Below are 22,235 nucleotides of genomic sequence, written 5' to 3'. Positions count from 1 at the left end.
TTGGGAGAGTGAAAGCCAAGTTGGAACCTTATTTCGCAGGCGTCCGTGAGCATGATCAATGAAGCTGCCGACTTGTCGGAAGTAGGGTGGAACCGCGAATGTATCGTCCCTATATCTATACACTTTGTATAGATATAGGGACTTTTTTATGTTTCACACTAAGAATAGCCAAAAATAAAGGAGGTTTATTATGTTATTTGATATGACGATTCCAGCAAGTGCGTTTACCGAAAAAAAGCTCAAAGTATTAGCAAGTATTCCACTGCAGGTTCGCCTTTTAAAGGATGAACAGCTTTTACATGAATTTACAACGAGTCCAGACCAAATGCTTTACGACTTATCTGATATTTTAGAAGCAGATGCCGTGGTCGAAGTGAAATTGATCCCCGGATCAGTTGTCGAGTTTTATCCTGTCGTCAATGCGTTATAAGAAAGGAAGAAAAAGATGAGTAAACTAACTGTGCAAGAGATGATTTTGACCCTGCAAAAATTCTGGTCTGAAAACGGCTGTATGCTGATGCAGGCCTATGATACAGAAAAAGGGGCTGGAACCATGAGCCCATACACATTTTTACGTGCAATCGGTCCAGAACCATGGAACGCCGCTTACGTAGAACCTTCTCGCCGTCCAGCTGATGGCCGCTACGGGGAAAACCCAAATCGTTTGTATCAGCACCACCAGTTCCAAGTCGTGATGAAGCCCTCTCCTGAAAATATCCAAGAGCTTTATTTAGAAAGCTTGCGTCTTTTAGGGATCGATCCATTAGAACATGATATTCGTTTCGTCGAAGATAACTGGGAAAACCCCTCAATGGGTTGTGCAGGTCTTGGTTGGGAAGTTTGGTTAGATGGGATGGAGATCACCCAGTTTACTTACTTTCAACAAGTTGGTGGCTTAGCGTGTAAGCCAGTGACATCAGAGATCACTTACGGCTTAGAACGTCTAGCATCTTATATTCAAGAAGTTGAAAGTGTCTACGATCTTGAATGGTCTGCAGGTGTCAAATATGGTGAGATTTTCCGCCAACCTGAGTATGAACATTCAAAATACTCCTTTGAAGTCAGTGACCAAGACTTGCTTTTAGGGAACTTCGATCGTTTTGAAAAAGAAGCAAAACGCTGTATCGATGAACGCTTAGTTCATCCAGCTTACGACTATATCTTAAAATGCAGCCATACCTTCAACCTGTTGGATGCTCGTGGCGCAGTCTCCGTCACTGAACGTGCTGGGTACCTCGCACGTATCCGTAATATGGCCCGTCAAGTAGCAAAACTATTTGTAGCAGAACGGGAAAACCTCGGTTATCCATTGCTTGATCCAGAAGTGGCGCAAAAACTGATTGAGGAGGGAAAATAAGATGGCACAAAACCTATTATTAGAAATCGGCTTAGAGGAATTACCTGCGCATGTCGTAACCCCAAGTATGAAACAATTACAAGAAAAAACGGCAGATTTCTTAGATGCTCATGCATTACCTTATACAGCGATTGAAGCTTATTCGACACCTCGTCGTTTGGCAGTCTATGTCACCGGTCTTCCTGAAAAACAAGCGGATACGCAAGAAGAGGTCAAAGGACCAGCGAAAAAAATCGCGTTAGATGAAGCAGGCAATTGGTCGAAAGCAGCTCAAGGATTTGTTCGGGGACAAGGATTGACAACCGATGACATCACCTTCCGTGAATTAAAAGGTGTTGAGTATGTCTATGTAACGAAACATACCCAAGGTCAACCAACCGTTGAGGTATTGAAAGGATTGCAGGAAGTAATCACGAGTTTGACGTTCCCAGTAACGATGCACTGGGCAGACTACGATTTTGAATATATCCGACCAATTCATTGGATCATCGCACTCTTTGGTGAGCAAGTCATTCCTTTCCAAATCCTTGATATTGTTACCGGACGCGAGTCAAAAGGTCATCGTTTCTTAGGTGAGGCAGTCACGTTTGATCATGCGGACGACTATTTGGAGAAAATGAAGCATCAGTTTGTCATTGCTGATCCAAGCGAACGTCAACAAATGATCACCTCACAAATCAATGCGATCGCTCAAGAAAACAACTGGCGGATCGATTTAGATGAAGACCTACTCGAAGAAGTGACAAATCTGGTTGAATACCCAACAGCTTTTGTAGGGGACTTTGAAGAAAAATATCTTTCTGTACCTGAAGAAGTGTTAGTTACTTCTATGAAAGAACATCAACGCTACTTCGATGTCCGCACCCTTGATGGAGAATTGCTGCCGCATTTCATCTCTGCCCGCAACGGGGATGCCGTGAAAATTGATAATGTCATCAAAGGAAACCAAAAAGTACTGACCGCCCGTCTAGAAGATGCTGAGTTTTTCTATAATGAGGACAAAAAATTGACCATCGACCATTGCGTGGAAAAGCTTAAGCAAGTCACCTTCCACGAAAAAATTGGCAGTTTGTATGAAAAAATGCAGCGTGTTGGATTAGCTGCACAAATCATCGGGAATACTGTTGGTTTAACACAAGAAGAACTGACTGATCTCCAACGGGCAGCTCAAATCTATAAATTTGATTTAGTGACAAATATGGTGGGAGAATTCCCTGAATTGCAAGGAATCATGGGGGAAAAGTATGCCTTGATCCAAGGAGAAAAACCAACAGTTGCCCAAGCGATTCGTGAACACTACATGCCAATCTCAGCAGAAGGTGAACTGCCGCAATCGAAAATCGGGGCTGTTTTAGCCATTGCGGATAAATTGGACAGCTTGCTTGCGTTCTTCGCTGTCGATATGGTTCCGAGTGGTTCAAACGATCCTTACGCACTCCGCCGGCAAACTTACGGAATTATCCGCATCCTAGCTGAAAAACGCTGGTATTTCCCATTTGCTCAGTTACAAGAAGAGATTCGTGAAGCTATTAATGCCCAACCGGAAATTTTTGGTATTCAACTTGCCGCAGGTCAAGAACAAGTGACTGATTTTGTGAAAGGCCGTCTGCGTCAATTCTTACTCAGCAAAAATACGCGTCATGATGTCATTGAAGCTGTTTTAGGCGCACGCCAAGCAGATATCAGTACGCTATTTGAAACGGCTCAGATGTTAAGAGAACATCTGCAAGACACCGACTTTAAACCATCGATGGAAGCCTTGACCCGAGTAATCAATTTAGCGAAAAAAGCCGAATTGGAACAAGCAGCAATTGATCCTGCCTTGTTTGAAAACGACTCTGAAACTGCCTTGTATGAAGCGGTCTTAACAGTAGAGAACAAGTTCCCACATCAAACGATGGAAGAAAACTACCAAAGCTTAGTGGCACTGCGCCCATTGATTGAAGCTTATTTTGATCAAACAATGGTCATGGTGGAAGATGAACAGATTCGCCGCAACCGTTTTGCCTTGTTGGATAAAATCGCGAAGATGAGTCTGGCAGTGGCTAGTTTAGATGCTTTGATTACAAAATAGAAGAAGCTTGCAGTTGCACATTTCTAAATAAAAAAGCTGGAACTGAAAGAATCAGTTCTGGCTTTTTTTCTATGTTTCTCGATTTTTTTTGTACTTAGAATTGCTTTCTTGCAGTGTTAAATATTATATAATAAAAAACATTTTGACCCATTACTTTTCAAGGGATCGAACGATTCTTCGGCTTTAATGATTGGGGATTTGATGATGCTTATAATGATACAAAGATTCTCATCATACAGACCGATTCATTTTTCCATTGAAAATACGCTGAAACGATAGGTGCAATAAAATAGCCTGACAGATCACAAAATGATTTGTCAGGCGAATGTTTATTTGCGGGTCAATTTTACCACCACTTCGCAGCGTGCGGTTTGTGGAAACATATCTACTGATTGCAGATATTCTACGTGAAACACTTTGGCTAATTGGACTAAGTCTCTTGCTAAAGTAGAAACATTACAAGATATATAGACCATCTTCTTCGGTGGTTGTTTCAGCAAAGCTTGCAATAATCGTTCATCCAAGCCTGTCCTTGGCGGATCAACAATGATGCTATCAGGTTTGAAGCCTTCATTGAACCATTTTGGTAAGAGCTCCTCAGCAGTTCCCGTTTCATAATGGGTATTTTGGGCACCAATACGGTGGGCATTTTCTTGGGCATTTTCGATCGCTTGAGGAATAATGTCCATGCCGCGGACTTCTTTGGCATAAGGTGCCACACTCAACCCAATCGTCCCCACACCACAGTAAGCATCAACAACTGTTTCATTTTTGCTCAAGTCAAGGGCTTTTAACCCTTCTTGATACAAGACGCTGGTTTGCTGTGGATTCAGCTGGAAGAATGCGCGGGCGGACAAATCGAATGTCAGTTCATTCAACCGTTCTTCGATTGCTTCTTTGCCCCAAAGATGAATCGTTTCCTCTCCCATGACGACGGACGTTTTTTTGTTTTGCACATTTTGCATGATGGAAACGACTTGCGGCAAGCGCTGATTGATCTCGCGAATCAGCGCATTTTTTTGCGGCAGTTTGACAGAATTGGTAATGAAAACAACTTGGACTTCGCCAGTGGCGATCCCGATGCGAACCATCAATGTTCGTAAAATCCCGCTATTTTTTCGTTCATCGTAAATCGGGATCTGGTATTTGTTCAACAATTGGACGATGCCGTTGATCACTTTTTGCGTATCTTGTTCTTGTACGAGGCAATCATCAATGGCGACTAAGCGATGAGACTCCATTTCGTATAAACCCGCTTCGATTCGTTTGGTTTGACTGTTGTAACGCAATTGAAATTGTGCTTTGTTGCGGTAATGCCAAGGAACATCCATGCCTAAAGTATCCCTTAGTTCAAACTGTTGGTAACCTTTTGGCTTAAATTTTTCAAGTGCTTGTTTCAATAGGTCTTTTTTGAAGTCTAATTGTTTGTCGTAGACTAAGTGCTGCAATTGGCAGCCGCCGCACCGGTCGTAAAACTTGCACGGTGGTTGGATGCGATCGCTGCTTGGCTTGATGATTTTGGTCATCTTGGCTTCAGCAAAGCGGGGAGAGGCTTTCGTGACTTCGGCAATGATCTGTTCCCCTGGCAGAACACGGGGAACAAAGATGATCAGCTTTTTGTAATACCCGATGCCTTCTCCGTTGATCCCCAAGCGTTTGATCGTTAGTTGTAGTTTTTGTCCAAGCTGGACTTGTATATTTGCCATGTGAACTCCTTAAATAAAATAGTCAGTTCATTTTACCACATTTTTTCAGCTTGATTAGAAGGAATTTCATCGTAGTTGTGGTAAAATAGAATGTACGTTCGCGAGGTGAAGAAGATGAATACAATTATTCGTATCAATAAAGGAAAAGGACCATTTTATGAAGTGGCGACATCAGAAGGTGAAACACTGCGGGTCTCAGAAGATCTTTTGGTCCGTTTTCGGCTATTAAAAGGCAAGGAACTGAGTGAAGAAGAATTAAAAGAAATCAAAAAAAGTGCGGGGTTTGATTTAGGCTTGCAGCAAGCCATGAACTATATCAGCTATCAGCTGCGTTCTGAAATGGAAGTCCGTACCTATTTGAAAGACAAAGAAATCGAAAAACAAGACCGAGACTTAGTCGTTGAACGGCTGAAAGAGCTGAATCTGATCGATGACAAAAACTACGGAGAGAGCTACATTCGCACCCAAGTCCGCATGAGCGATAAAGGACCCGTGGTAATCAGTCAGCAATTGAGAAAAAAAGGCTTGAAAGATCCTGTGATTCAAGAAGTATTGCCTTTGTATACCGAGGAAATGCAGTTTGAAGTCGGTTATCATACGGCTGAGAAAGCGATGCGTCGTTTTCACAACAAAAGTCATAAAGAAATGATCCAAAAGATAAAAATGCATTTGATGCAAAAAGGTTTTCATCAAGGAGTCATTCAGATGATTTTGGATGAATTACCAATGGAAAAAGATGAGGACCAAGAAAATGAAGCGCTCCAAAGAGAAGGTGCCCGACTTATGCGGCGGCATCAGCGATTGCCCTTGATGAAACGAAAAATGAAGATCAAGCAAGGCCTTTATCAAAAAGGGTTTGCCATCGATGATATACAACGATTCTTAGATGAGGAAGTAATGGATGAGTAAGCAATGGGAAACTTGGGATGAAGAAAAAATCAAGACGTTCCAAGAAACATTTTTAACTTGGTATCATAAAGAAAAACGCAATCTGCCTTGGCGGGCGACCAACGATCCGTATGCAATCTGGATCTCAGAGATCATGCTTCAACAAACACGAGTGGAAACAGTGATTGGCTATTTCTATCGTTTTATGGAACAATTCCCGACGATCCAAGACTTGGCGGTAGCCGAAGAACAAAAGCTTTTAAAGGTTTGGGAAGGTTTAGGTTATTACTCTCGTGCCCGTAACCTTAAGGCTGCTGCACAGCAAATCGTTGCCGAATTCGACGGAGAAATGCCCCAATCAATTGAAGAGATTTGCTCATTAAAAGGAATTGGTCCCTACACAGCTGGTGCCATTGGCAGCATTGCTTTTGGTTTGCCAGAACCGGCAATCGACGGTAATGTCATGCGGGTCGTTAGCCGCTTGTTTTGTATCGAAGCAGATATTGCCAAAGCCAGCAGCCGAGCTCCCTTTGACGAGGCCATGAGAACAATCATTTCCCCCGATGAACCTGGTGAGTTTAATCAAGCCTTGATGGATCTTGGCTCACGAATCTGTACACCCACTACACCGAAATGTGAAGAGTGTCCCATCAGTCAGTATTGTCTTGCTTATGCGGAGAATCGACAAACAGACTTTCCAGTGAAATCGAAAAAAGCAAAGCCAAAAGATGTCTATTACATCGCAGGCGCCATCGAAGATCAAGGCTCGTTTTTACTCGTGCAGCGACCTGAAACAGGCTTATTAGCTTCTATGTGGCATTTTCCTTTGGTAGAAGTGACGAAAGAACAGTACGAGGCTCTGCAGCAAACATGGGCAAAAGAGGAGCAGCTGCAGTTGGATTTGATTGCCGAAGATGATGCGCTCGAAATTTTTCCTGATCTGCCTGTAGTTTGGCAAAAACGACATTTTGGCGAGATCACCCATATCTTTAGTCATTTGAAATGGCACGTCCTTTTATTTTACGGCAGAAAACGTGGAGAGCTCACGTTACAAGACAGCGAATGGGCAGCAAAAGAATCCTTTCAAAACTATGTTTTCCCAAAACCCCAGCAGAAATTGGTGGATCAATTAAAGAAATATCAGAAACTCGATAAAGATTTCTAGGCAAAGCTTTCTTTTATTGCTATAATATTAACGATGTCGGTGTAATGAACACCCAAACAAAACGCAAGTTTTCTTGCTGAGGGAAGGGTTGCTATGCGAGTTCCAAAAGAAGGAGAGTTTGTCAGCATTCAAAGCTACAAACATGACGGCAATTTGCATCGAACGTGGCGGGATACGATGGTCTTAAAGACCAGTGAATTCTCAGTGATAGGGGTCAACGATCATACATTAGTGACCGAATCAGATGGAAGACGCTGGGTTACCCGTGAACCAGCAATTGTATATTTTCATAAAAAATACTGGTTTAATGTTATTGCAATGATTCGAGAAAAGGGGGTTTCCTATTATTGTAATCTTGCTTCACCGTATTTACTTGATGAAGAGGCATTGAAATATATCGATTATGACCTTGATATCAAAGTATTTCCTGATGGCGAGAAACGTTTACTAGATGTGGATGAGTATGAATTGCACAGTAAGATTATGCAATATCCGCAAGACATTGATTTTATCTTGAAAGAAAATGTCAAAATTTTAGTAGATTGGATCAATAATGGCAAAGGACCCTTTTCGCAAGGGTATGTGGACATTTGGTATGATCGCTACAAGCAGTTGTCTCAAAAATAAGTAAAATGGGTCGAATCGCTCATTTTCCCTAAGAAACTTCAACCAAGTTGGTTGGAGTTTTTTTGTGTTTCTAATGGATTGCTTCAATCAGCAGGTTTTAAGTTCTGTTTAAGCTGACAGTCCCATGATAGAGAGACCAAGAAAATTAGTGGGGGAAGCACATGAAGAAAAAAGGGAAGCTTGTCATCGGGACCACCATGATTCTGCTTTTTGCAGCGGGGTTTGCTGTGTTGAGAAACGACCAATCCGCTCGTGAGGAGAGTCAAGAAAGTACTTCTCAAACTGAGCTTAACGCTCAAACAGAAGAGACCGCTCAGACTGTCAGTATTGTCCAAATTTATGTAGATCCCTCAGAATACGATGCAGCGGTTGAAAGTGAGAACGATTATGTATCGATCTATCAGACAACAAGTCAAGAGACAGTCATTGGGAAAATCCATCGGGGAAGTTGGGCAATCTTCATCAGTCAAACAGAAGAGATGGTTGAAATTCAAACAGATGATGGGGTAACAGGTTACATTGAAAAGCAATCAGCATCGATTCAAGAAGTCGCGCTTTCGGCAATACCAAAAGATTTATCGAACTTCAAAGTCGTCCTTGATGCAGGTCACGGTGGCGAAGATTCTGGGGCACTTTCGACAGATCAAACGATCATGGAAAAAGACTTGACGCTAGCAACGGTCCAAACGATCGGCGAAGTGTTGACAGAAGCAGGTATTCAAGTCAGTTACACTCGCACTGAAGATCGTTATCTCTCGCTGTCTGATATCACCGCTGCTTCGCTTTCAGAAGAACCAGATTTATTTATCAGTATTCATTACGATAATTCAGAAATACCAAACAGTAATCAAGGACTGACAACTTACTATTACTATACTGGGGCAAAAGAGATGGCAGAAACGATCACTGCCAATTTGAGTTCTTCGGTGGCATTGAGTTCCAACGGCACTCGTTTTGGTAACTATTATGTGTTGCGAGAACAATATCTTCCAGCAGTTTTGTTGGAGTTAGGCTATTTGAACAGTGACACTGATCTGGCAGTGATTACAAGTGAAGGGTATGATCAAAGGGTGGCGCAAACACTGCTGGCAGCGATTGAAGAGATCGTTGAAGCAAAGGAATAAAAAACGGCGACTACAAAACAGAGGAAGGATCTGTTTTGTGGTCGCTGTTTTAAGGAATCACTTCTCGTTAAAGGTTTTGCTCATTTTGATATGGGGCATATCCGCGTCTAAAAAAACATCGCCTTCAGGCTGATAGCCTAACTTCAAGTAAAACTCTTTGGCGGTTATTTGTGCCCCTAAAGTGACTTTTTTGATTCCTTGTTTTTGAATGAAGGCTTCCGCACCTTCGATCAGTTGACTGCCATAACCTGAACCTCGATAAGCAGCGGGGACCGCCATTCGCTGCAACTTCACTTCATGAGCAGAGATAGGTAAGAAACGCAAGGTTGCGACTGCTTCATTATCGTCGTCATATAAGACAAAGTGGACTGCCAATGCTTCATTTTCATCTACTTCCAATGCTAATGGAACACCTTGCTCTTTCACGAATACTTGATTTCGTATTTTCAATGACGCCAAATAAATGTCACTCAGCGTATCTTTTGTTTGTGCAATATGCATAAAAAATTCACCTCAGCTAAGATTTCTCCGTTATTTTTAATAGTATACCACTTTTTTTACAAATTTTTTTTGTTTGCGGCTAAAGTCGCAAGCTTTTTTTTTCAAAATCATCTATAATGTTATAAAAAAGGGAGGGAATCTTTTGTTCGACAAATTCAAACAATCAAAACTGTTCTTTTGGTCATTGGAAGCATTGGTTTTAGTGACACTCGTGTTTGTGTTAAGTAAAGTCAATTTTCTATTTGCACCGATTGGCACGTTTTTTTCTACTTTATTTGCACCAGTATTGATTGCTGGCTTTCTGTATTACCTGCTAAATCCAATCGTCTTATTTTTGATGAAAACCACAAAAATAAAACGACTGTTTGCTGTCATATTGGTTCTGTTGTTATTAGTAGCAGCAATCATCTTGATTTTCGTCAGCGTTATTCCTAATCTAGTGAGTCAGATTACTTCATTGGCGGAAAATATTCCAACATTTGCCAAAAATATGGAAAGCTGGATCTCAAGAATCGCAGATGATCCATTTTTCAAACAAATCGATATCGCGCAGCAGTTAGAAAACCTAAATCTTTCTTATGGTTCTTTGCTGCAGCAGTTTCTTAGTGGGTTATCCACTAGCTTAGGATCGATCGTCAGTACGATTGCTTCCGCGACGATGATCATCGTTACAGTACCATTCATCCTTTTTTACATGTTGAAGGATGGAGAAAAGCTAGTTCCTAATCTGAAAACTGTCTTTCCAGAAAGAAGACGAGATCAGATTGTTGGGTTGCTAGGTGACTTAAACAAGACATTATCCAATTACATTAGTGGGCAAGCGATCGAATGTATTTTTGTCGCTACCTTCACGTTTATTGGTTACTGGATGATCGGCGTTAACTATGCCTTTCTTTTTGGGGTAATTGCAGGCGTCACAAACTTGATCCCTTATTTAGGCCCATATCTTGGTTTGATTCCGGCGGTGTTAGTGACGGTCTTTGATGAACCATTTCGCGCATTATTATGCTGTATCGTGGTTCTGGTCGTCCAACAATTAGACGGAAATGTTATTTACCCGAATGTAATCGGAAAATCATTGGCGATCCATCCGTTAACGATCATTTTGGTCTTATTAGTTGCTGGAAATCTAGCTGGCTTGCTGGGGATTTTCCTAGGTGTGCCATTTTATGCGATTTGCCGAACGATCGTCGTCTTTATTGTTCGCCTGATCAAAGACGACAAAATCAAGAAAAATCAGGAACGGTTGATCGAATAATCAATGACTGGTGTTTTTTATTGCAAAGAAAAAAACTTTGTGATAGGATTTTATCGTGGGCTAAGCCCACGATTTTTTTTAGAAAATGAAAAAATAAGGAGAGAATGCTATTATGAATGCTGACCCCGAGAGTCAGTCGCTTCTAGCGCAAATTTTATTATTGATCGTTTTGACATTGATCAACGCTTTTCTAGCGGCCTCTGAGATCGCAGTTGTCTCAGTTAACAAAAACCGTGTGGAGCAAAAAGCGGAAGAAGGAAATGTCAAATCACAAAAATTATTGAAAATCATTGATAATCCAACAAATTTCTTGTCAACGATCCAAGTTGGGATTACCTTGGTGAATATTTTATCTGGGGCATCTCTGGCAGATACCTTGTCGACCCGTTTGGCACCTTTATTAGGTGGAGGGACGGCGGCTAAAAGCTTAGCGAACATTATTGTTTTAGCGATCTTGACGTATGTGTCGATCGTTTTCGGTGAGTTGTATCCAAAACGGATCGCCATGAACAAATCAGAAGAAGTTGCCCAGTTCACTTCTGGTGTTATTCGAACGATCGGGATTATTGCAAAACCTTTCGTCTGGTTCTTATCTGCTTCGACAAGTTTATTGGCGCGCATCACTCCAATGGAATTTGACGATGAAGACACGAAGATGACCCGTGATGAAATGCGGTATATGTTGGAAACAGAAGGGGTCTTTGAAGAAGATGAATTAGAGATGCTGCAAGGGATCTTTTCATTAGACACGAAAGTCGCCCGGGAAGTCATGGTTCCTAGAACCTCAGCCTTTATGGTGGACATCAATGACTCAGTAGAAGAAATTTTGACTGAAATTTTAGCAGAAAATTATTCTCGTATTCCTGTATATAATGAAGATAAAGACAAAGTCGTAGGGATTCTACATACCAAAAATCTTTTGAAATGTGCGTACAAATACGGCTTTGATACGATGGACATCAAACAAATCCTGCAGGAACCATTGTTTGTGCCAGAAACGGTCTTTATCGATGATTTGCTTTATGAATTAAAGAAAACCCAAAACCAAATGGCGATTTTGCTTGATGAATATGGCGGCGTCGTTGGGTTGGTTACACTAGAAGACTTGCTAGAAGAAATCGTCGGCGAGATCGATGATGAATCAGATGAAGTCGAAGAGCTTTATGAAAAAATCTCTGATAAAGAATATGTCATCCAAGGACGCATGTTGATCGATGATTTTAATGAAGCCTTCAACATGAGCTTGCATATGAGTGATGTGGATACGATGGCAGGATATTTGATCACTGCTTTAGGATTAATCCCCGATGAAGGAGAAAAACTATCCTTCGAAGTGGACAATGTGAAGCTGATCTCTGAAGAAATGGAAGGATCACGCGTCTTGAAGATCCGGGTGATTTTCCACGACCCAGAAGAAGGGGAAGTGGAACCAGAGGAAGAGCGGCGCTATTTCCGTAAAGATTTTGAGGAAGATGAGCCTCGCCGTTAAAGTTCCGTATAAATGAAATGAGAAAGACCAAGGCAGTTGCTTTGGTCTTTTTTGTCCGTTTTTTTACGTATTCCCCTTGATTTGTATGGAAGAAACGGTTACGATAAATTTATTGAATAATACAGTTTAAAAACAGATAAAAAAACACGTGTATCTTATCGTTAAGCAGTTTGATTGCAATTTTCCGTAAGAAAAGCGAGAATATCCATAGAAATATAATGAGAATGAGGGGCTTGAAATGAAATTTTACCGTATGCTTAGTGAAGATATCCGTTACAATTTGGCGACTGAAGAGTATTTGATGAATAACGTAGATGTTTCGGAGCCTTGTCTTCTGTTATACATACAAAAACCATGTGTTATAATCGGCAGAAATCAAAATGCGTATCAAGAGATTGATTTTGACTATCTAAGAAGCCGTAAGATCGTTTTGACTCGCAGAACGTCTGGTGGTGGAGCGGTTTATGACGATCTAGGCAATATGAGTTTTAGTTTTGTCACCAAAAAAGATGCCACGAGCTTTGGTGACTATCAAAGTGCAACACAACCTATCATGAAAGGCTTAGCGGCAATGGGAGCCAAGGATGTTGAAGTACATGGCCGTAATGATCTGTTCATTGATGGGAAAAAGTTTTCTGGCAATGCGATGTATACAAAAAAAGGCCGGACGTATTCCCATGGCACATTGATGTATGATGTGGATCTAGAAGAATTGACGAAAGTTCTACATGTTGCCCAAGAAAAAATTGCTTCTAAAGCCACGAAATCAGTTCGGAAAAGTGTGACGAATATCAAGCCCTTTTTGGCAGAGCAATACCAATCAATGGATACCAAGGAATTTCGAGATACACTCCTTTGCCGAATCTATGAAGTAGAATCGATTGATGAAATCAGTGAGCAAGAGATCGTCTTAACGGAAACCGATCGACAAGCGATCCAAACACTGTTTGAAGAACGATATGCCAATAATGAGTGGATTTTTAATGAAGCGCCTGCTTTCGAATGGCAAAAAAGAAAGCGGTTTGAGCAGGTTGGGATTGTTGAAGTCGATTTTACTGTCAACAAAGGCAAGATTGCAGCGATTCAAATTACCGGTGATTTTTTTGGACAAAAAGAGATCAGTGAACTTGAAGCGATGTTGCAAGGTATTGATTTTGAAAAAAGCACCATTAGCCGCTTGCTAGAGGGAATCGCCATCGATCAGTTTATCCATCAGATGACCGCTTCTGAATTTTTAGCATTGCTGTTTGATTAGGAGGAAAAAGATGTTAGAAGCGATCAATCTCACAAAGCGTTACGATCGAAAGGTTCTCGATGGTTTGTCTTTTTCTGTTCAGGCAGGAGAAATCGTTGGGGTCGTCGGCAAAAGCGGCTCAGGAAAATCGACGTTGTTGCGGCTTTTAAACTTGATTGAAACCCCAGACAGCGGGGAATTACTTTTTGATGGCAAAAAAATCGATACATCGAATAAAAAGCATCTGCTACGTGCACAACAAGAAATCGGCATGATTTTTCAAAATTACAATCTGTTACACAATCGAACCGTTTTCGAAAATGTCTATTTGCCCTTGAAGTTAATGGGAAAGTCAGCAGATATGGTACTTGAGATGCTTTCGTTTGTTGGCATGGAAGATAAGGCCCACATCTATCCGGCCAAGTTAAGCGGCGGAGAGAAACAACGAGTGGCTATTGCACGGGCTTTGATCCGTGAGCCCAAAATCTTGCTGTGTGACGAGCCCACTAGTGCGCTGGACGAAGATACGAAAGCCGATGTTCTTGCTTTGCTGCAAAAAGTTCAACAGACGTTTCAACCAGCTGTCGTCTTTGTCAGTCATGAGCTATCGGCCGTCCGACAAATTTGTCAACGTGTGTTTGTATTGGAGGATGCCGTCTTTGAGGCGGAGTTTGCCAATCAGCCACAACCAATCGTCCGCATTGAAAGCTCTTATGTGAACAAAGTGGAGAGGAGTCTGCTGCATGACGATCAGTGAGAGTATTTTGTATTATCTGCCTGAATTGCTGCAATCTTTGAAAGAAACAGCGATCATGATGGGCATTTCGATGCTCGCAGCCATTGTCTTAGGTCTACCGTTAGGTGTCTGGCTTTTTCTCAGTCGCAGCCGAGGGAAAAAAATCTCATTTCTTTATGAGTGTTTGAATCTCGTCGTGACGATCATCCGCTCGTTTCCTTTTTTATTATTTGTTGTAGCGTTGATCCCGTTGACGCGGATGCTTTTAGGCAGCTCATTTGGACCGATTCCCGCCAGTTTTCCTTTGAGCATCGTTGCTATGAGTATTTTTGCTCGTTTGACGGAGCAAGTGCTGTTGGATGTTCCAGAAGAAGTTTCTTATTTGGCGAAATCTCTTGGTGTCAGTCAATGGCAGTATGTTTGGTCGTTTTTACTAGTGGAAGCTAGAAGCGGCTTGATTTTATCTTTAACGACGACAGCAGTCAGCATGGTTTCTTATTCGACGGTGATGGGGATCGTTGGTGGCGGCGGTATCGGCGATTTTGCGATCCGTTATGGGTACCAGCGTTATGAGTATGGCGTGATGTATTTTGCAATTATCATCATGATTCTTTTGGTCTTTATCCTGCAAGGGATTGGCAATCAAGCAGCAAGAAAACTTGATAAACGAAAATAGGAGGAATGAAAGTGAAAAAAGGATTTGTTTTAGGATTGAGTGTATTGGCATTAGGTGTATTGGGGGCTTGCGGTACAGGTTCTGATGAAGCGAGCGAAGAGAAAATCATCAAGGTCGCTTCGCAAACGACGCCAATGACCGATGTCGTAAAGGTTGCAGCTGAAGTAGTGGAAGATGGCTGGGAAATCCAATTGGTCCAAGTCAATGACAATATCCAGTACAATGAGTTGCTGAATAATGACGAGGTTGATGCTAACTTTGCGCAACATGAACCATATATGCAAATGTATAATGAAGAAAAAGATGCAAACCTAGTGGCACTAGATAAAATCTACAACGCAAAAGTCGGTTTTTATTCCAAAGAGTATAAGGATATCAATGATATTCCAGAAGGAACGAAAGTCGCATTGCCAAATGATATGTCCAATGAAGGTCGAGCGTTAGCGATTTTAGCAGAAGAAGGATTGATTACCCTTAAAGAAGGCGTTGGTGTCAATGGGACATTAAAAGACATTACCGAAAATCCGAAAAATTTTGAGTGGTTATCTGTCGATTTACTGAATCTTGCGGAAGCCTATGATGAACCAAACGTATCTTTGGTATATAATTACCCAACCTATATCGCGAAAATCGGTTTGAAACCAGCAGATGCCCTTTTCTTAGAAAAAACCATCGATGATCGCTTTGCTATCTCATTAGTTGCTCGAGAAGACAATCAAGATTCTGAAAAAATCGCTGTATTGCGCCGTGCCATGACTAGCGATAAAGTTCGTGAGTTTTTAGAAAACGAGCATAGCGATACCTTATTGCCAGCATTTTAATTTATTTCTATCAAAATGGAAGGAGCGCCCTTTGCCTAACTCTCTAAAAGAGAGTAGTCAAAGGGGTTTCTTGTCTTTTTTTGCTTTTTTATCACCCTTATCCATGATATACTGATTTGGTCAGAAAACTAGCGACAGTCTAAAATAGACACTGTTCGCATTGTAAATACAAGAAATGGAGCAATAGAATCAATGGATAATCCAAAATTAAAACAACAAGTCGATAGTCGCCGTACCTTTGCGATTATTTCCCATCCGGATGCGGGGAAAACAACCATTACAGAACAATTATTATTATTCGGTGGCGCGATTCGCCAAGCTGGTACGGTCAAAGGGAAAAAGACTGGTAATTTCGCAAAGTCCGACTGGATGGAAATCGAAAAACAACGGGGGATCTCCGTTACCAGTTCCGTTATGCAGTTTGATTACCAAGGCAAACGGGTCAATATTTTAGATACCCCTGGACATGAGGACTTTTCTGAAGATACCTACCGTACCTTGATGGCGGTGGATAGTGCTGTCATGGTGATCGATAGCGCAAAAGGGATCGAAGCACAAACGAAAAAACTCTTCCAGGTCGTTAAAAAACGTGGTATTCCGATTTTTACTTTTATCAATAAACTCGACCGTGATGGCCGCGAACCATTAGAATTATTAGAAGAATTAGAAGATCTTTTAGAGATCGAATCATTTCCAATGAATTGGCCGATCGGCATGGGGAAAGGCTTGGAAGGACTGTATGATATCCACAACCAACGGGTCGAATTTTACCGTCCTGACAATCACGGTGGGGAACGTTTAGTTGCCCTAGATGAAAATGGTCAATTCCCAGCAGATCATCCATTTGCCGAAGATGGGCTGTTCCAACAAGTTTTAGAAGAAGTGGAATTGCTGCAAGAAGCTGGCGACGCCTTTGATACAGAAAAAATCGCTCGGGGCGATCAAACCCCTGTATTCTTTGGTTCTGCTCTCACAAATTTTGGCGTACAGACCTTTTTAGAAACCTTCTTGACTTTTGCACCAGCACCTTACGGACATAAAACACTAGCTGGTGAGGAAGTCAGTCCTTATGAACCAGAAATGTCTGGGTTTGTATTCAAGATCCAAGCAAACATGAATCCTGCCCATCGTGACCGGATCGCCTTTGTCCGCATTTGTTCAGGAACCTTTGAACGAGGCATGGACGTTACTTTAGAACGTACTGGCAAAAAAATGAAACTCAGCAATGTGACTCAATTTATGGCTGATACCCGTGAAAATATTGAAGAAGCTGTCGCCGGAGATATCATTGGTGTCTATGACACGGGGAATTATCAAATCGGTGACACGATTTATGAAGGAAAACTAAAAGTTGCTTACGAAGAGCTGCCATCGTTTACTCCGGAACTCTTTATGAAAGTTACTGCGAAAAATGTGATGAAGCAAAAATCTTTCCATAAAGGAATCTATCAGTTGGTCCAAGAAGGGGCTATCCAGTTGTACAAGACGTATCTTAGTGATGAGTATATCATCGGTGCTGTCGGGCAACTGCAATTTGAAGTTTTCCAATATCGCATGATGAATGAGTACAATGCGGAAGTCATCATGACCCCAATGGGCCACAAGATCGCCCGTTGGATCGATCCGAAAGACTTGGATGAGCGTATGAGCTCCAGTCGTAACATTTTAGCGAAAGACCGTTTCGACCAGCCATTGTTCTTGTTTGAGAATCAATTTGCGATGCGTTGGTTCGCAGATAAGTACCCAGATGTCGAATTGAAGAGTTTGATGTAAGAGCCGTTTCCCGCGAGCCTGTCTAGGTATGCGCAACTCTGTACGTAAGGCTGATCTTTTTGAATTGAACGATCGTAGAAAGTCCTTTCTTATCAAAATGGATAAGAAGGGGCTTTTTTTTGCTGAAAACGTGCTTTTGATACAGAAAGAAGGCTGTGTGATTGGGGCAATGGTCCAATGATCAGACAATTATCCTAATTTATAAACATTCTTTTAAAAGAAGATAAAAAGAGTTGGAAAAAGAGCGTAGTATTAAAGATGACCGCAAGGAAGTGCACTTGAAATGAATAGAAAAATATCATAGGCACATTTGGTGATTCAGGAAATTTTCACTTGTTTGAAAGTAGAGGGAAAGCAGAGAATAGATTGCCAGTGATAGAGGTCATTTAATCATTTGATCGAGGGACAAGTTCTTTTTGTCAGATGCTACTAGTGAAGACTAAACTTTCTTTATCTGAGCATGATTCGGTTATAGCCCTTAAAACTTCATTTGAAGCACTTCTAACAGATGGCTTAAGTTTTCAGTTGGTGAACCATGGCTTCATAACTCCAAAATGAATTAGTCTCATTGCTAGTCTACTAGTTATCTATAGATCGATTTTGCTAAAGCGAATGATTATTTGTTAAATAAAAGTGATTTCTGAAAGAAGAAAGGGGACCATGTAGTGCTAAAAAGTTTGTTATTTATATTTTCGGCGATATTTTTCTTTCCAACAGTAGAGGCTGCGGCTGATGAGGTTTCCGAAACGTTGATTTTTGATTTGAACACGATTGATTTTAAGGACGAACACTATTATTTGTTGAAAACCAAACAAGATCTTCAGCTGACCGTCGATAGCAACGGCAGTGAAGGTGCTTTTGGCGTAGAGATCACAGCTGTCGGGAAGGCATTTTCAGCAGAACTAAACAGCGTGAACGGTTCGGAAGAGAAAATCATTCAGATTGAGGATATTGATGAAGCATCAATGATTCTTAACGTAGCTGCAACATTGAACATAAAGGAATATCTTGATTCCAACTCTGAGTACTACCTATCAGTCACTTTTACAGCAATTGATGATTCAGAGACCTTTACGAAAGATATAAAAATGAATCAGACGGATGAGGAAAAAGAAGAGATATCGGATGAGAATTTAATGACTGAAGACCAAGACGATGAAAAGCAAGAAGACAATGGCATCGAAGATGATTCTGAGAGCCAAAAGGAAGAAGCAGAATCTATTTACGACGAGCAAGCAAACTTGGAAGAAGACTCGCTTGATAAGGATTCTACCAAACTAGAAGATTCAATCAGTGATGTTGAGGATGAGGCTGGTACTGAGTTTTTTTAGGGAAGAAAAGCCAATGTGAGACAGCAACATTTTTTTCAAAAGAAATGATCATTGAAAAAAATATGTTTAGATTTATATTAGGAAAAACCGCTTATTTGATATGAGCAGTTTTTCTTGTCTCACTTCTTCTATTTCTTCCTAAAGAGGAAACCATGGAGAGAAGATACGCAACATTTCTTTAAAAAGGAATCTCTCAATAATTGATGACCAATGGAATAAGTAGAAGCAGAACAAAAGAGAGGAACTAGCCCTCTCTTTTTCTTTTTGATTTTAAAATGTAGATGACTGCAGTTGCTAGCGCTGCAATGAGAACAAAGATGATCCAGATAAGGATTTGATTATTTGTCTGAACGTTGGCAGCGTTCGTTGGACGGTTCTCTTTTTTGAAGTTATCCAAGTCCTCTTTCTCATAAGAAAAAGTAGTGGTGATCGCTTTTCTAGTTGTTTCTATTGTTAAACGGTATTCGCCTTCAATAAGCTCACTATCGTCTATTAAAGGAATCTGCATTCTTGATTTGGTTAACGGCGTTAAAAGAACGGAATCTGCTAACTCTCCAGAGGCAATTGTTTCTCCATTTGGGTTTATTAGTTCGTAGAGCGCATTGTTTAAGTTGCCTAAAATAGGATTATAGTTGAGGGCATAAAATTGTAGGTTTATCGTGTCCTGAAGAGCAACAAATGAGAAATCTTGATAAATAATATCTTGAATATCCTCATATTTGCTAAAAATTAAGTTGATAAAAATGATAGACTCGTAGGCAGACGCAATACTAATAGAATCTTCAGCTGTTTGAACACCTAATATTTGCTTAAAATTAATTCCACCCTTTACAGTACCTTCAAGCTCTATGTCGTCTGGAACATTTATGGTAATGCTGACACCAACAGATTCATTAGGAGCAATTTCTATTTGATTCTCTTCGTCTATAGCTTCTGAAGCGATAGTAACATAATTTGAAAAGTCGTATTTATCATCGAGAAGGTTCTCTGTATTCGAAGTGTACAAAATAGAGGATTCTCTTGAAATAGCAGTTGAAGCAAAGGGAGTGACCACTATTGATGAATCACCAGCTCCGATGTTTTCCAATTTAATTTCAAATGTATACTTTTTATCAACATCAGAAGGAAGAGTAATAGTATTTCTTGATGTCTCATATTCGGTATCGCTAAGCGATAGTTTTAAAGTATTCGTTGTCTCATTCGCTGTTGCAATACTTATATTTATATTTGCGATTATTGTCAATATGAGGAAGAACACAGAAACTCTTAGAAAGGAGTCTCTGTGTTTTGATATTTTATCCATATGTTATCCTTTTTAAGAATTAAAGGTCTTGGCCATTGTCTAAGTCAGTAGTATCTGATGCAGTAACTGTGATAGTGGGTGTGCCATCTAGCAAAGCAGTTTGACGATTGAATGTGAAAGTTGTATCTACGCTGGTAGCTACTGATTGGGAAATAGCTTCTGCTTCAACGGCAACATCACCATTTTCGGTGATAACGATTCCTTCAGAATCAGAAGAAACTGTAATTGTAACTTTATTAACTGAACGAGTTAAGTTTGTTAATGTTCCGCCAACGTTTTCAATAGTTCCTGTCATTGTTCCGTTGACAAATAATGCTGGACTTATTTCGAACGTTTCGTTTAAATTCATATCATTAAATGCAAAACTAGATGTTCCTTCTGTTATAGTAACAGCAAATGGAACAGAGGGAACCTCTGGCATAGCAACATCTGCTGACGCAGTGATTCCTCCTACTAGTAGTAAAGATGTTGCCAATGTAGTACCCAAAATAACTTTTTTCATAATAAAACCTCACTTTAATTTTTGCAGATGATTTACTGCTTAAATAAAGTATACAATGATGATGTATTAAGTTATTATCCGTTTTTGCGCTATTTTTAATGAAAAAGTAGAAAGTATTTTATTAATCTGATTTTTTATAAAATAATTTAATCAAATTTTCTAGTAGTCAAGTGATGTTGATTATCAAGTCCACATATTTTTCTGTGTAGCAATTGTCCGTGCGGTAATGATTTATATGAAAATAATTTTGTTGCAATGTTACAATTTGGCTAATATTTTAAGTCAAGATCTTCTCAGAGTTGAAAGAATTGTCGTTCCAACTAGGATTCGACCTAGCAAAGTAATTATATTGTTATTCGTAGTCTCTGAGAATTTGCTCTGAATCAGTCGCTGTCAGGGGAATCAGTTCTGAAGATTCATATCTGTTATTTCTTTCGTGAACATCTGCAATTCAGTAGAATACAATCTTCTATCATTTTTAAGATACTATTTATAGAAGTAGTTTTACGAGTATGAACTATTGCATAGGTGGGGATTGAACGTATTGTTCTATTTATGCATTTCTATTGAATGGGCAATCAAAGTCATAGATTTGAAAATTATCAATTAATGTTTTTATTCAATTTGTAATCTGTACCTATAAATCTTCTACCTTAACGGGACAGAGATATTAAAGGTTGCTTCAAGCTTAAAATTATAAATCCGTACTTGTTTCATTTTAAAAATATCTCAAAAAAATTAGCTGTTTAGAATTACTATCTCATTAATACTAGATTTTAGTAGGATTCATAATATTAGGAGAATATACAATAAGACTCTTTGAAGAAACCTTAGAGTTTTTTTGTCTCTTTTATTTTTATGAAGTTGCTACTCGTTTCTAATTAACAGGTCTTTTAGTCAGTAGAAAGAAAAATGAGGAACAATGATTATTTTATTTGTAGTTTTTTTGAAAAAAAGACGATAAAAATCGGCTGGTTCTTACTATATCCTTAATAGCAGAGGATCAAAGTTCTTTTAAGGAGTGAATCAAAATGCTGCAAACCAGAATAAATTTCAGTCGACAAAAGAATGCTACCATGTTGACTGTGCGCTTTTTCAGCAACAAGACGAATACGATTTTAGAGAGAAATTTAATTGTGGATCAAGAAGATGATCGCCAATCGGTTCTTGACTACTTAGCACAATCACTAGGGGAAATCAACATCTTGCAATACTCTTCGAAAAACGTTTTGTGTATCGCTGAACGTTCAAGGTTAGAAAAAGCAGGCGGCAGTCATCGATTGGAACATTTTTGGGGAGATGTGATCAGCTATATCGTTGAGTGCGTGGATAAATCTGGTGTTCATTATGATTTGCATGTCATTGGCAATGTTGATTCGGATGATGAAGAAATCATGCGGTCAATCAATCAAATGAGTGATGAATTGTCGATCATCAACATTTATGAATACAAAGATTGCTGGCTAAAAAGAGAAGATATTTTATTACAAGCTCTTTGAAATGAACTTGATTCCTCAAAGAAGTTTGTCCAGCTAGAAAATGATTTTACTCTCCAAGTCACTTACCAATCAATGAAAGAATACGAATTTTTTCTAAGTTTATGGAAACAGCTAATTCACAGGTTCTTTTTCATGGTTTCCAACACTTTTATGTTACAAAAAATAAGAATC

The 22,235-nt window shown here is 40.1% G+C and carries 20 protein-coding genes; 16 read left to right on the top strand and 4 right to left on the bottom strand.

Going from position 1 to position 22,235, the window contains the following annotated elements:
• Positions 1-190 precede the first annotated feature (190 nt).
• Genes CXM95_RS10465 through glyS form a run of 3 tightly spaced genes read left to right on the top strand, consistent with a single transcriptional unit; the run spans position 191 to position 3,431 of the window.
• A complete protein-coding gene (locus CXM95_RS10465; RefSeq protein WP_008378255.1) occupies positions 191-430 on the top strand; it encodes a hypothetical protein in 240 nt (79 codons plus the stop codon).
• A gap of 15 nt (positions 431-445) precedes the next feature.
• Positions 446-1,357 (top strand): glycine--tRNA ligase subunit alpha, encoded by a 912-nt coding sequence (gene glyQ, locus CXM95_RS10460; protein ID WP_005225852.1) that lies wholly within the window; start codon positions 446-448, stop codon positions 1,355-1,357.
• 1 nt (position 1,358) lies between these two features.
• Positions 1,359-3,431, top strand: coding sequence for a glycine--tRNA ligase subunit beta (gene glyS / locus CXM95_RS10455; RefSeq protein WP_101699147.1), 2,073 nt, complete (start codon positions 1,359-1,361; stop codon positions 3,429-3,431).
• A 329-nt stretch (positions 3,432-3,760) separates the two neighbouring features.
• Here glyS and rlmD read toward each other — a convergent pair whose 3' ends face one another.
• The gene (gene rlmD, locus CXM95_RS10450; protein ID WP_101699146.1) at positions 3,761-5,137 is read right to left on the bottom strand and encodes a 23S rRNA (uracil(1939)-C(5))-methyltransferase RlmD; all 1,377 of its coding nucleotides are present in this window, start codon (positions 5,135-5,137) and stop codon (positions 3,761-3,763) included.
• A 114-nt stretch (positions 5,138-5,251) separates the two neighbouring features.
• Between rlmD and recX the strand changes: the two genes are divergently transcribed.
• The 4 genes from recX to CXM95_RS10430 all read left to right on the top strand — a co-directional run bounded on the left by recX (position 5,252) and on the right by CXM95_RS10430 (position 8,941).
• The gene (gene recX / locus CXM95_RS10445) at positions 5,252-6,046 is read left to right on the top strand and encodes a recombination regulator RecX (RefSeq protein WP_008378247.1); all 795 of its coding nucleotides are present in this window, start codon (positions 5,252-5,254) and stop codon (positions 6,044-6,046) included.
• Entirely contained in the window at positions 6,039-7,190 is a 1,152-nt protein-coding gene (mutY, locus tag CXM95_RS10440; RefSeq protein WP_101699145.1) for an A/G-specific adenine glycosylase, read from the top strand. Before recX ends, mutY begins: the two co-directional genes overlap by 8 nt.
• Positions 7,191-7,283: 93 nt before the next feature.
• Entirely contained in the window at positions 7,284-7,817 is a 534-nt protein-coding gene (gene ntdP, locus CXM95_RS10435) for a nucleoside tri-diphosphate phosphatase (RefSeq protein WP_005225863.1), read from the top strand.
• Positions 7,818-7,978: 161 nt separating this feature from the next.
• Positions 7,979-8,941 (top strand): N-acetylmuramoyl-L-alanine amidase family protein, encoded by a 963-nt coding sequence (locus CXM95_RS10430; protein ID WP_101699144.1) that lies wholly within the window; start codon positions 7,979-7,981, stop codon positions 8,939-8,941.
• Positions 8,942-8,998: 57 nt separating this feature from the next.
• Here the strand turns inward: CXM95_RS10430 and CXM95_RS10425 are convergent, their stop codons facing one another.
• Complete coding sequence (locus CXM95_RS10425; RefSeq protein WP_101699143.1) at positions 8,999-9,442, bottom strand: GNAT family N-acetyltransferase; 444 nt, start codon at positions 9,440-9,442, stop codon at positions 8,999-9,001.
• Positions 9,443-9,584: 142 nt separating this feature from the next.
• On the opposite strand from CXM95_RS10425, the gene CXM95_RS10420 reads away from it, so the two are divergent.
• The 8 genes from CXM95_RS10420 to CXM95_RS10385 all read left to right on the top strand — a co-directional run bounded on the left by CXM95_RS10420 (position 9,585) and on the right by CXM95_RS10385 (position 18,760).
• A complete protein-coding gene (locus tag CXM95_RS10420) occupies positions 9,585-10,700 on the top strand; it encodes an AI-2E family transporter (protein ID WP_008378242.1) in 1,116 nt (371 codons plus the stop codon).
• 112 nt (positions 10,701-10,812) lie between these two features.
• The gene (locus CXM95_RS10415; protein WP_005235523.1) at positions 10,813-12,189 is read left to right on the top strand and encodes a hemolysin family protein; all 1,377 of its coding nucleotides are present in this window, start codon (positions 10,813-10,815) and stop codon (positions 12,187-12,189) included.
• 238 nt (positions 12,190-12,427) lie between these two features.
• Positions 12,428-13,444 carry a lipoate--protein ligase gene (locus CXM95_RS10410; protein WP_005235525.1) on the top strand — a complete coding sequence of 339 codons (1,017 nt, stop codon included), beginning with the start codon at positions 12,428-12,430 and terminating at the stop codon, positions 13,442-13,444.
• Positions 13,445-13,454: 10 nt separating this feature from the next.
• A complete protein-coding gene (locus CXM95_RS10405) occupies positions 13,455-14,180 on the top strand; it encodes a methionine ABC transporter ATP-binding protein (protein ID WP_101699142.1) in 726 nt (241 codons plus the stop codon).
• Positions 14,167-14,835, top strand: a complete 669-nt coding sequence (locus CXM95_RS10400) for a methionine ABC transporter permease (RefSeq protein ID WP_086332439.1) — start codon at positions 14,167-14,169, stop codon at positions 14,833-14,835. Before CXM95_RS10405 ends, CXM95_RS10400 begins: the two co-directional genes overlap by 14 nt.
• 5 nt (positions 14,836-14,840) lie before the next feature.
• Positions 14,841-15,656, top strand: a complete 816-nt coding sequence (locus CXM95_RS10395; protein WP_101699141.1) for a MetQ/NlpA family ABC transporter substrate-binding protein — start codon at positions 14,841-14,843, stop codon at positions 15,654-15,656.
• A gap of 192 nt (positions 15,657-15,848) precedes the next feature.
• Positions 15,849-17,429 (top strand): peptide chain release factor 3, encoded by a 1,581-nt coding sequence (locus CXM95_RS10390; RefSeq protein WP_008378231.1) that lies wholly within the window; start codon positions 15,849-15,851, stop codon positions 17,427-17,429.
• Between the two features lie 665 nt (positions 17,430-18,094).
• On the top strand, positions 18,095-18,760 hold the full coding sequence (locus CXM95_RS10385; RefSeq protein WP_233499041.1) for a hypothetical protein: 666 nt from the start codon (positions 18,095-18,097) through the stop codon (positions 18,758-18,760).
• Between the two features lie 244 nt (positions 18,761-19,004).
• On the opposite strand, the gene CXM95_RS10380 is transcribed toward CXM95_RS10385, so the two are convergent.
• On the bottom strand, positions 19,005-20,063 hold the full coding sequence (locus tag CXM95_RS10380; protein ID WP_101699140.1) for a WxL protein peptidoglycan domain-containing protein: 1,059 nt from the start codon (positions 20,061-20,063) through the stop codon (positions 19,005-19,007).
• Positions 20,064-20,082: 19 nt separating this feature from the next.
• Positions 20,083-20,565, bottom strand: coding sequence for a hypothetical protein (locus CXM95_RS10375; protein WP_005235554.1), 483 nt, complete (start codon positions 20,563-20,565; stop codon positions 20,083-20,085).
• Positions 20,566-21,596: 1,031 nt separating this feature from the next.
• Between CXM95_RS10375 and CXM95_RS10370 the strand changes: the two genes are divergently transcribed.
• On the top strand, positions 21,597-22,064 hold the full coding sequence (locus CXM95_RS10370) for a hypothetical protein (RefSeq protein ID WP_101699139.1): 468 nt from the start codon (positions 21,597-21,599) through the stop codon (positions 22,062-22,064).
• Positions 22,065-22,235: the final 171 nt, after the last annotated feature.

The sequence above is a fragment of the Enterococcus sp. CR-Ec1 genome (assembly GCF_002850555.1).
Taxonomy (GTDB): domain Bacteria; phylum Bacillota; class Bacilli; order Lactobacillales; family Enterococcaceae; genus Enterococcus_D; species Enterococcus_D entomosocium.
Note: the sequence above shows the minus strand (reverse complement) of the source record. Positions and strands in the feature narration are given on the sequence as shown.

Coding starts and splice junctions, on each gene's coding strand:
- CXM95_RS10465 (WP_008378255.1), top strand. CDS start 191: ATGTTATTTGATATGACGATTCCAGCAAGTGCGTTTACCGAAAAAAAG.
- glyQ (WP_005225852.1), top strand. CDS start 446: ATGAGTAAACTAACTGTGCAAGAGATGATTTTGACCCTGCAAAAATTC.
- glyS (WP_101699147.1), top strand. CDS start 1,359: ATGGCACAAAACCTATTATTAGAAATCGGCTTAGAGGAATTACCTGCG.
- rlmD (WP_101699146.1), bottom strand. CDS start 5,137: ATGGCAAATATACAAGTCCAGCTTGGACAAAAACTACAACTAACGATC.
- recX (WP_008378247.1), top strand. CDS start 5,252: ATGAATACAATTATTCGTATCAATAAAGGAAAAGGACCATTTTATGAA.
- mutY (WP_101699145.1), top strand. CDS start 6,039: ATGAGTAAGCAATGGGAAACTTGGGATGAAGAAAAAATCAAGACGTTC.
- ntdP (WP_005225863.1), top strand. CDS start 7,284: ATGCGAGTTCCAAAAGAAGGAGAGTTTGTCAGCATTCAAAGCTACAAA.
- CXM95_RS10430 (WP_101699144.1), top strand. CDS start 7,979: ATGAAGAAAAAAGGGAAGCTTGTCATCGGGACCACCATGATTCTGCTT.
- CXM95_RS10425 (WP_101699143.1), bottom strand. CDS start 9,442: ATGCATATTGCACAAACAAAAGATACGCTGAGTGACATTTATTTGGCG.
- CXM95_RS10415 (WP_005235523.1), top strand. CDS start 10,813: ATGAATGCTGACCCCGAGAGTCAGTCGCTTCTAGCGCAAATTTTATTA.
- CXM95_RS10410 (WP_005235525.1), top strand. CDS start 12,428: ATGAAATTTTACCGTATGCTTAGTGAAGATATCCGTTACAATTTGGCG.
- CXM95_RS10405 (WP_101699142.1), top strand. CDS start 13,455: ATGTTAGAAGCGATCAATCTCACAAAGCGTTACGATCGAAAGGTTCTC.
- CXM95_RS10400 (WP_086332439.1), top strand. CDS start 14,167: ATGACGATCAGTGAGAGTATTTTGTATTATCTGCCTGAATTGCTGCAA.
- CXM95_RS10395 (WP_101699141.1), top strand. CDS start 14,841: ATGAAAGTGAAAAAAGGATTTGTTTTAGGATTGAGTGTATTGGCATTA.
- CXM95_RS10390 (WP_008378231.1), top strand. CDS start 15,849: ATGGATAATCCAAAATTAAAACAACAAGTCGATAGTCGCCGTACCTTT.
- CXM95_RS10380 (WP_101699140.1), bottom strand. CDS start 20,063: ATGGATAAAATATCAAAACACAGAGACTCCTTTCTAAGAGTTTCTGTG.
- CXM95_RS10375 (WP_005235554.1), bottom strand. CDS start 20,565: ATGAAAAAAGTTATTTTGGGTACTACATTGGCAACATCTTTACTACTA.
- CXM95_RS10370 (WP_101699139.1), top strand. CDS start 21,597: ATGCTGCAAACCAGAATAAATTTCAGTCGACAAAAGAATGCTACCATG.